Genomic DNA, 8433 nt, shown 5'->3' with positions numbered 1-8433 from the left:
TTTTGGGGTGCAGTTCAGTTTTCAGACGACCTTTTTTTCAAAACGGAATCAGCCGCCGCATGCGCCGCAGCAACCGCCTTCGCTGTGGCCGCCGCGTTTTTCTTCGTTGTTGACTACGGGCAGCTCGACTTCTTCAGACTGTTCTTTTTTGTCTTCGGGCAGGTCGTTGACTTTGATTTTGTTTTCTTCTGACATTTTGGGCTCTCTTTAAAAAAGGTGGAAAGGTGTGCCACGATACCATCGGGCGGCGGATAAACCAAGTCGGATTTAAGATTTTTTGCGATTCGGTTTGATGAATCGCAAATTGCGCCCGTTTAGAATGGCTGACGTGATGACGGGACGCTTGTTACAGCGTCCCGTTTGGGTTTTCAAACGACCTTTGGGCATCAGTTCAGGCGGTTTTTCTTACCGAACCAAACGAAGCCGATGGCGCCCAAAACAATCATCGGCACGCTCAACCATTGTCCCATCGACAAGCCTAAGGTGAGCAGGCCGAGATAGTCGTCGGGCTGGCGGGCATATTCTGCGATGAAGCGGAAGAAGCCGTAGCCGCCGAGGAAGAGGGAGGCGACTTGTCCCGTCGGGCGCGGTTTTTTGGAGAAAATCCATACGACGATGAAGAGGCAGATGCCTTCAAGCGCGAATTGGTAGAGTTGCGAAGGGTGGCGCGGCAGCACATGGTATTGCTGCATCCATTCCGCCCAAAGCGGGTTGCGCACGGCGGCGTTGAGGTCTTCTGCGCGCGCTTGCGGGAAGCCCATTGCCCAAAAGGCGTTGATATCGGTAATGCGGCCCCAGAGTTCGCCGTTGATAAAGTTGCCGATACGGCCGGAAGCCAAACCCAGCGGAACGAGCGGTGCGACGAAATCCATGGTTTTCAAGGTGCTGATTTTGTGTTTGCGGCTGAACAGCCACATGGCAATGACGACGCCCAAGAAGCCGCCGTGGAATGACATGCCGCCTTCCCAAACTTTGAGCATTTCGAGCGGATGTTCGAGGTAGTACGAGAATTTGTAAAACAGGATATAGCCGAGCCGTCCGCCGAGAATGACGCCCAATACGCCCCAGGTCAGGAAGTCGTCGAGCATTTCTTTGGTAAAGGCGGTGTTGCCTTGTTTGATGCGGCGGCGGCCCAGCCATAGGAAGAGCATAAAGCCGACGATATAGCTGAGGGCATACCAGCGGATGGCGATAGGGTCAATACTGATTGCAACAGGATTGAACTTCGGATGTATCATCATGATGTGTGTTCCTTATGGGAAGGGCGGTTTATGTGTTTTAGCCCGACAAAGGTCGTCTGAAAATGCCGATTGGGATTTTCAGACGACCTTTTGTGTGATAGAGAAAAATAATTATCGTAAATCATCGACAACGTTCAAGACGGCAGACAACATGGCTTCGCCCAAACGCAGGGAGCGTTGGCCGTTCCAACCGAAGTCGTCGTCGGGCAAGTTGGCGTTGTCTTTAAACGGCATTTCGAGCGTATAGGCGAGGCAGTCGAAATGATTACCCACCCAGTTGGTCGCGAGCGTCATGTTAGCCTGACCGGGCGCGTCTTTTTCATAGCCGTATTCGTCTTGGAAGTCGGGACTGGCGGAGAGCAGAGCGGTTTTGAACTGAGTTTCCAGCGCGGCAATGCGCGGATTGTAGTTCGGCACGCCTTCCGTACCGGCGACAAAGACAAACGGCAATGCTTCGTCGCCGTGAATGTCTAAGAACAAATCCACGCCGGTTTCCAGCATTTTTTCGCGCACGAGGAAGACTTCCGGGCTTTTTTCCAGTGTCGGGTTTTCCCATTCGCGGTTGAGGTTTGCGCCGGCGGCATTGGTGCGCAGGTTGCCCAATACCGAGCCGTCGGGGTTCATGTTCGGCACGATGTAGAACGTGGCGCGGTCGAGCAGGGTGCGTGCAGTCGGGTCTTGCGGATCAAGCAGGCGGCCGAGCAGGCCTTCGATAAACCATTCCGCCATCGTTTCGCCCGGATGCTGACGCGCGATAATCCAGATTTTCATGTCGCTTTCAACTTGGTTGCCGATGGTCAGCAGGTTGATGTCGCGGCCTTGTACGGTGCTGCCCAAGTCGTCGATGCGGCAAAGCCCGCTGCCTTGCGCGTCGCCCAAGAGGTTTAAATGCTGCTCGTGGGAGTAGGGCTCGAAATAGGCGTAGTAAACGCTGTTGGAGAGCGGCGTATGGTTGATGGTCAGCACGCCGTTTTCGTATTCGGTCGGGACGCGGAACCAATTTTGACGGTCGTAAGAGGCGCACGCCTGATAATCTTCCCAGCCTTGCGGATAAGCCGAATCCGCCGCGTTTTCAAAGTGCATCACGCAATTCTGGTAGGCCGCACCTTGCAGGCGGAAGTAAAACCATTGGGCGAAATCGGAAGCGTTGTCCGGACGCAGGGCGAGGCGGATATTGGCAGGGTCGGTCAGGTCTTTGACGATGACGGAGCCGGCGTCAAATTGAGTGCTGATTTTAATCATGGGAAAGTCCTCGGTATATCAGGCGAACCGGATAACCGTTGTTTGAGAAAATGTGTGGGCAATACCGCATCCGTCGGCGACGGCAAACCGATATGCCCGAATCCGTTGATTCTACCATTCCGACGGGCGCGTCCTCAACCGATAAGGGGCGGGGAATGTTGTTTCAGACGACCTTTGACGTTAAGATAGGGCAGATTCACTTTAAATCAGGACAAGACGGCGAGGCAGCAAACAGTTGCGAAGCTGATTTTTACTGATTCAAAGGTAATCCGCTATAATGATTAAATTGTTAATAATGAGACACGATTATGAGCGAATCCCACCCCATTTCCGCAGCCGACAAAGCGCGCATTTTAGCCGAAGCCCTGCCGTATATCCGCCGTTTTTCCGGCTCCGTCATCGTCATCAAATACGGCGGCAACGCCATGACCGAGCCTGCTTTGAAAGAAGGTTTTGCCCGCGATGTCGTTTTGCTCAAACTGGTGGGCATCCATCCCGTCATCGTTCACGGCGGCGGCCCGCAAATTAATGAAATGTTGGAAAAAATCGGTAAAAAAGGCGAATTCGTGCAAGGTATGCGCGTGACCGACGGCGAAACGATGGACATCGTGGAAATGGTGTTGGGCGGCCATGTGAATAAAGAAATCGTCTCGCTGATTAATTTGCAGGGCGGACGCGCGGTCGGTGTGACCGGACGCGACAACCACTTCATCAAAGCGAAAAAACTGCTGGTCGATACGCCCGAACGGGCAGGCGTGGACATCGGACAAGTCGGCACGGTCGAAAGCATAGACGTGCGCCTGATTGAAGGATTGATCGAACGCGGCTGCATCCCCGTCGTCGCGCCCATCGGCGTCGGCGCAAAAGGCGAAGCCTTCAACATCAACGCGGATTTGGTCGCAGGCAAACTGGCGGAAGAGTTGAACGCGGAAAAGTTGCTGATGATGACCAATATCGCCGGCGTGATGGACAAAGAAGGCAACCTGCTGACCAACCTCACACCAAGCCGTATCGGCGAATTAATCGCAGACGGCACGCTCTACGGCGGTATGTTGCCCAAAATCAGCTCCGCCGTCGAAGCGGCAAGCAACGGCGTCAAAGCCACCCACATCATCGACGGCCGCCTGCCCAACGCGCTTTTGCTGGAAATCTTCACCGATGCGGGCATAGGCTCGATGATTTTGGGTGAAAGGTCATAACGACCCGCAGATGAGTCAAGGCTTGCCGAACAGCAGGCCTTGTAAATGCCCGAATACTAAATACACAAAAGGTCGTCTGAAAACCTGTTTCAACGTTCATAGAGAATGCTGAAACGGATTTTCAGACGACCTTTTTATGGCAGGATAGCCTACAAACTCAACATCTTATTTTTGATGCAGCTTGCCGACATATTCAACTTCCTCACGGCTGCCCATGACGACGGCTACGCGTTGGTGCAGACCCGTGGGGACGATGTCGAGCATGTTTTCCAAAGCATTGCTTGCCGCCGCGCCTGCCTGTTCCAAAATCAGGCTCATCGGGTTGGCTTCGTACATCAGGCGCAGCTTGCCGGGTTTGGACGGATCGCGTTTGTCTTGAGGATACATGAATACGCCGCCGCGCATCAGGATGCGGTGGATTTCTGCGACCATGCTCGCCACCCAGCGCATATTGTAATTTTTACCGCGAACGCCCGTATCGCCTGCCAGCAGCTCGTTAATATATTGCTGCATAGGGGCTTGCCAGTGGCGGGTGTTGGACATATTGATGGCAAACTCTTTGGTCGATGCCGGAACTTGCGGATTTTCTTTGGTCAGGACGAATTCGTTGTTTTCGTTGAGCGTAAACACGAAAACGCCGTGTTTCAAAGTGAACACCAATTGGGTTTGCGGACCGTACAAAACATAACCTGCCGCCACTTGGTCACGGCCTTTTTGCAGGAAGGATTCGGTATTCAGACGACCTTCGGGCTTGGCGAGTACGGAAAAAATCGTACCGACGGAAATATTGACGTCGATATTGGACGAGCCGTCCAGAGGGTCGAACAGGACGAGATAGCCGCCGTTTTCGTTGGCTGCTACAAAAGTATCCTCTTCCTCGCTTGCCAAACCGGCGACATGGGCGTTGTTTTTCAAGACATCAATCAGGATATCGTTGGCAATCACATCCAGCTTTTTCTGATCTTCGCCCTGAATATTGCCCGTACCCGCCATGCCCAACACGCCGGCGAGTGCGCCCAAGCGGACTTTGCCGCTGATGTCGGAGCAGGCGGCGACAATGGATTCGAGGACGCTGCCCAATTCGGCAGGAATGTTGTTTTGCTGTAAATGCTGCGGTAGGAATTGCGCTAATGTTTTCATATCGGACTCGGTTTCTGGCTATAAAAAAGAAAAGGTCGTCTGAAAATGGTTTTCAGACGAGGTCGGTATTTATTTTTTGCTTGAAGGGGCGGAGGCGGTACCTATCATTTCTTTGGCGCATTCGACCGCGCTTTGCTTGATTTTGGTTTTCAGCTCACCGCCGACTTCGCCGCCGATCAGTTTCGACATATCGTCGATGGATATCTGGTCTGCGGTTTTTTCCGAAGCGCACGAACAGATTTGCTGTATGGTATCAGACGGTATCGCGCTGCTTTTCGGCGCTTTTTCCACGCAGATGGCTGTCGCGCTGCTGATGAAATGGCCGCGCAATTCTTCGCCGAAGGTTTCTTGTACCGTATCTTGAACCGAACGTTCGCAGGAGCATAGAAAAAGCGTGCAAAGGGAAGCCAAAAGCAATGAAGCGGGATGTCTGATCGTCATGATTTGAAAGCGTGAAAACAATGTAGTGAATTGTAGTTTAAATCGGAAGCCCATGCCACAGGATTTCCCGCCGGTGTCTTGGTTCGACGGGATAATATCGATTATTTTATGCAACTGTTTAAGACGAAGCGCGCACCGTTGTCTTGTGCCAGTATGTCGGTCAACGCGGGAAGGTTGTTTTTCAGCAGTTCCGGCAGCAGGTAGGGCGGGTTGATGATAAACATGCCGCTGCCGTGCATCCCGAATCCGTCCGGACGCGGGGTGTGGACGTGCAGCTCGGCGTGCAGGTAGCTGTCGGGCATCAGCTTTTGCAGTTGCTCGGGCAGCTTGCGGCTTTCTTCTCGGCTCAAGCAGGGATACCAAACCATATAACAACCCTGCTCAAAGCGTTTGAGCGCGTCTTTTAAGGTTTGGACAACGCGCTGATAGTCTTTTTTTTCTTCATACGGAGGGTCTATCAGGACAACAGCGCGGCGCGGCGGCGGGGGCAACAGCGAAATCAGACCGCGAAAACCGTCTGCCTGCATTATTTGTCCGCGCCTGCCCAAGCGCGCTTCTTCCATATTGTTTTTCAGATGTTGGAAATCGGCAGGGTGCAGCTCAAACAAACGCAGTTTGTCGCTGTCGCGCGTCAGGGCTTGGGCAAGCCACGGCGAACCGCAATAGCGTTGCTCTTGTGGGAGTATGGTATTCAGGCGGGCGATGAAGGCGGACAGCTCGGGCGGCAGAAGTTCCGCCTCTTGGAGCAACCGGATGCCTTGTTTGTATTCGCCGACTTTTTGCGCTTCGCTGCCGCTCAAGTCATATAAACCCGCGCCGCTGTGGGTATCGATATACCAATAGGGCTTATCTTTTTGATTGAAGTAATCAAGCGTCAGGAAAAGAATGAAATGCTTGATCATATCGGCATGGTTGCCGGCATGGAAGGCGTGGCGGTAGCTGAGCATAAGAGGTCGTCTGAAAAGGGAAAAATGGATTATATAGGCAAATAAACAGTGTATCCAAACAGGCTTTCCCGCAGTATCCCAATGGCTGAACGATAAATCAAAAGTTTATGACGCTTTTGACTTAGCTGTTTTCAGACGACCTTTCGGGTTCAAATGCCTTCAAGCAGCCGGCTGGTATCTTCATTTGCCGTTTCATTTTTCCGATACTGCCCCGGCGAAATCCCGTATTGTTTTTTAAACGCTTTGCCGAAGTGGGTTTCGGACTGGAAGCCGACGCTCAGCGCGACAGACAAGACCGAATCGGCGGTTTGCCGCAGCAATACGGCGGCTTGGCGTAGGCGGATGAGGTTGACGAAGGCGTGGGGGCTGATGCCGGTTTGCTGTTTGAACAGGCGCATGAGTTGGGCGCGGGAAAGGTTGGCAAGCGCGGTCATTTTTTCGATGTTCCATTCGTCTTCTGGGCGGCTGACGACGGTTTGGATGAGCTGGCGCAGACGTTTGTCGCGCAGGCCGTTGAGTATGCCGCCCAAAGGCGCTTCTCCGCCTTGTTCAAGATGGGCGCGGACGATGAGGACGAGGAGGACGGAGGAGAGGGCGTTGATGATGGCGCGCGAGCCGGAAAGCGTGTGTGCGCTTTCGTATTGCAACATGGAGATAAGGCATTGCAGCGAGGGATGGTCCATCTTGATGAGGACGGTTTCGGGCAGGTCGTGCATGATGTCAGCGTGTTCGTCGTATTCGAAACGGGCGCAGAACAAATCCAGCCCTTTTTCGCCGCCGCTACCTGAAGATTCGATGGTAAACGCGCCGTCGTTGCCGATATGAATGGTATCGCCGCAGTTGTTGCAGTCTGCTTCACTGCTGATAATGTGTTCCGCGCTGCGCGGGAAAAAGATAAGGTCGCCGGTTTGCAAGAGACGTGCTTCGGGTTCGCCTTCAATTTTGATGTAGCTTTCTCCGGCGACGACGAGGTGTGCGATGCCGTGCGCGCGCCTGCGTTCGTGTGGGGCGTACCATTTGTCGCGGAACAGGCATTGTATGTCCACACTGCCGGTGATTTGCGCCAGTTCGATGAGTTTGTCCAAAGTGTCCATAAGTGTTTTTTGCAAGTGAATGAGATGATTTGACGATTATAATAGTCAAATTATTGCAATAATGCCATTCATCGGATGTAAAGATGGCGGATTATAGTGGAATTAACATAAATCAGGACAAGGCGACGAAGCCGCAGACAGTACAGGTAGTACGGTAAGGAGAGGTAACGCCGTACTGGTTTAAAGTTAATCCACTATAAATTGAAATCTGCCATGAAAGAGCAACATCCTTCATTTCAAACACATTGGAAAGGAAATCAAAATGTTTCAAAATTGGCCCGAACACACCGCACACGTTAAAAAATCATTCGGCGAGCTGGGTAAAAACCACCCGAAAATGCTGCAAGCCTACGGCGCGCTGGAACAAGCCGCCGCAGCCGAAGCATTGGATGCGAAAACCCGCGAGCTGATTGCCCTCGCCGTCGCCATCACTACCCGTTGCGAAAGCTGCATCAGCGTACACGCCGCCGCAGCCGCCAAGGCGGGCGCGACTGAAAGCGAAATCGCCGGCGCGCTGGCGACCGCTATCTCCCTGAACGCAGGCGCAGCCTACACTTATGCCCTGCGCGCTCTGGAAGCGGTTGACGCACAGCGTTGATTTTGTCTCAAAGGGTCGTCTGAAAACAACTCCCGTTTCAGACGACCCTTCTGCTGACGGGCATTGCTTTTTGCCGCCGAACCGTTTAGATTGATATTTTTGTTCAACCGTTTGGAGAAACGACCATGAAAAAATTGCTGACTGCCGCGCTGACTGCCGCCGCACTCGTCCTGCCTGCCGCCGTATCCTATGCCGCGCCCGCCGCCAAAGCCGCTAGCGCGCAACCTGCCAAAGCAAAAGGCGTATGGATTGACGTACGTTCCGAAGAAGAATTCAAATCCGGCCACCTGCAAGGCGCGGTCAACATCCCGCACGACCAAATCGTCGAACGCATCAAAAGCGTCAGCCCCGACAAAAACGCGCCCGTCAACCTCTACTGCCGCAGCGGCCGCCGTGCCGAAGCCGCGCTTACCGAGTTGAAAAAAGCAGGCTACACCAACGTAACCAACCACGGCGGTTACGAAGACTTGGTGAAAAAAGGTTTGAAATAACCAGTAACAAGGTCGTCTGAAACGTTTCAGACGACCTTTT

The 8433-nt window shown here is 53.2% G+C and carries 11 protein-coding genes and 1 pseudogene; 5 read left to right on the top strand and 7 right to left on the bottom strand.

What is annotated here, in order from left to right; translation table 11 throughout:
- Positions 1–48: 48 nt before the first annotated feature.
- The 3 genes from HMPREF3277_RS14810 to HMPREF3277_RS00995 all read right to left on the bottom strand — a co-directional run bounded on the left by HMPREF3277_RS14810 (position 49) and on the right by HMPREF3277_RS00995 (position 2483).
- On the bottom strand, positions 49–195 hold the full coding sequence (locus tag HMPREF3277_RS14810; RefSeq protein ID WP_003767024.1) for a hypothetical protein: 147 nt from the start codon (positions 193–195) through the stop codon (positions 49–51).
- Between the two features lie 191 nt (positions 196–386).
- The gene (lgt, locus tag HMPREF3277_RS01000) at positions 387–1241 is read right to left on the bottom strand and encodes a prolipoprotein diacylglyceryl transferase (protein WP_049222961.1); all 855 of its coding nucleotides are present in this window, start codon (positions 1239–1241) and stop codon (positions 387–389) included.
- Between the two features lie 111 nt (positions 1242–1352).
- Positions 1353–2483 (bottom strand): M14 family metallopeptidase, encoded by a 1131-nt coding sequence (locus HMPREF3277_RS00995; RefSeq protein WP_049222962.1) that lies wholly within the window; start codon positions 2481–2483, stop codon positions 1353–1355.
- A 92-nt stretch (positions 2484–2575) separates the two neighbouring features.
- On the opposite strand from HMPREF3277_RS00995, the gene HMPREF3277_RS00990 reads away from it, so the two are divergent.
- Positions 2576–2740 (top strand): hypothetical protein, encoded by a 165-nt coding sequence (locus HMPREF3277_RS00990; protein WP_003767028.1) that lies wholly within the window; start codon positions 2576–2578, stop codon positions 2738–2740.
- A gap of 51 nt (positions 2741–2791) precedes the next feature.
- A complete protein-coding gene (argB, locus tag HMPREF3277_RS00985; RefSeq protein WP_003767013.1) occupies positions 2792–3682 on the top strand; it encodes an acetylglutamate kinase in 891 nt (296 codons plus the stop codon).
- Positions 3683–3847: 165 nt separating this feature from the next.
- Here the strand turns inward: argB and HMPREF3277_RS00980 are convergent, their stop codons facing one another.
- The 4 genes from HMPREF3277_RS00980 to HMPREF3277_RS00965 form a co-directional block, all read right to left on the bottom strand.
- Complete coding sequence (locus HMPREF3277_RS00980) at positions 3848–4822, bottom strand: class 1 fructose-bisphosphatase (RefSeq protein WP_070869766.1); 975 nt, start codon at positions 4820–4822, stop codon at positions 3848–3850.
- Positions 4823–4891: 69 nt separating this feature from the next.
- Entirely contained in the window at positions 4892–5263 is a 372-nt protein-coding gene (locus HMPREF3277_RS00975; protein ID WP_246830735.1) for a hypothetical protein, read from the bottom strand.
- Positions 5264–5364: 101 nt separating this feature from the next.
- Entirely contained in the window at positions 5365–6210 is an 846-nt protein-coding gene (gene rlmJ, locus HMPREF3277_RS00970) for a 23S rRNA (adenine(2030)-N(6))-methyltransferase RlmJ (protein ID WP_070869764.1), read from the bottom strand.
- A gap of 149 nt (positions 6211–6359) precedes the next feature.
- Positions 6360–7304: an AraC family transcriptional regulator gene (locus tag HMPREF3277_RS00965; RefSeq protein ID WP_070869763.1), complete on the bottom strand. Its 945-nt coding sequence runs from the start codon at positions 7302–7304 to the stop codon at positions 6360–6362.
- Positions 7305–7396: 92 nt separating this feature from the next.
- Between HMPREF3277_RS00965 and HMPREF3277_RS15115 the strand changes: the two are divergent.
- From HMPREF3277_RS15115 to HMPREF3277_RS00955, 3 genes and pseudogenes are all read left to right on the top strand, one after another.
- A pseudogene (locus HMPREF3277_RS15115) lies at positions 7397–7459 on the top strand (transposase); the annotation flags it as partial.
- Between the two features lie 107 nt (positions 7460–7566).
- On the top strand, positions 7567–7902 hold the full coding sequence (locus HMPREF3277_RS00960; RefSeq protein WP_003756322.1) for a carboxymuconolactone decarboxylase family protein: 336 nt from the start codon (positions 7567–7569) through the stop codon (positions 7900–7902).
- Positions 7903–8027: 125 nt separating this feature from the next.
- Positions 8028–8393 (top strand): rhodanese-like domain-containing protein, encoded by a 366-nt coding sequence (locus HMPREF3277_RS00955; protein WP_045075758.1) that lies wholly within the window; start codon positions 8028–8030, stop codon positions 8391–8393.
- Positions 8394–8433: the final 40 nt, after the last annotated feature.

The organism is Neisseria sp. HMSC70E02 (genome assembly GCF_001838645.1).
GTDB lineage: Bacteria > Pseudomonadota > Gammaproteobacteria > Burkholderiales > Neisseriaceae > Neisseria > Neisseria macacae.
This window is presented reverse-complemented; position numbering and strand designations above follow the sequence as displayed.

Coding starts and splice junctions, on each gene's coding strand:
- HMPREF3277_RS00960 (WP_003756322.1), top strand. CDS start 7,567: ATGTTTCAAAATTGGCCCGAACACACCGCACACGTTAAAAAATCATTC.
- argB (WP_003767013.1), top strand. CDS start 2,792: ATGAGCGAATCCCACCCCATTTCCGCAGCCGACAAAGCGCGCATTTTA.
- rlmJ (WP_070869764.1), bottom strand. CDS start 6,210: ATGCTCAGCTACCGCCACGCCTTCCATGCCGGCAACCATGCCGATATG.
- HMPREF3277_RS00995 (WP_049222962.1), bottom strand. CDS start 2,483: ATGATTAAAATCAGCACTCAATTTGACGCCGGCTCCGTCATCGTCAAA.
- HMPREF3277_RS00975 (WP_246830735.1), bottom strand. CDS start 5,263: ATGACGATCAGACATCCCGCTTCATTGCTTTTGGCTTCCCTTTGCACG.
- HMPREF3277_RS00980 (WP_070869766.1), bottom strand. CDS start 4,822: ATGAAAACATTAGCGCAATTCCTACCGCAGCATTTACAGCAAAACAAC.
- HMPREF3277_RS00965 (WP_070869763.1), bottom strand. CDS start 7,304: ATGGACACTTTGGACAAACTCATCGAACTGGCGCAAATCACCGGCAGT.
- HMPREF3277_RS14810 (WP_003767024.1), bottom strand. CDS start 195: ATGTCAGAAGAAAACAAAATCAAAGTCAACGACCTGCCCGAAGACAAA.
- lgt (WP_049222961.1), bottom strand. CDS start 1,241: ATGATGATACATCCGAAGTTCAATCCTGTTGCAATCAGTATTGACCCT.
- HMPREF3277_RS00990 (WP_003767028.1), top strand. CDS start 2,576: ATGCCCGAATCCGTTGATTCTACCATTCCGACGGGCGCGTCCTCAACC.
- HMPREF3277_RS00955 (WP_045075758.1), top strand. CDS start 8,028: ATGAAAAAATTGCTGACTGCCGCGCTGACTGCCGCCGCACTCGTCCTG.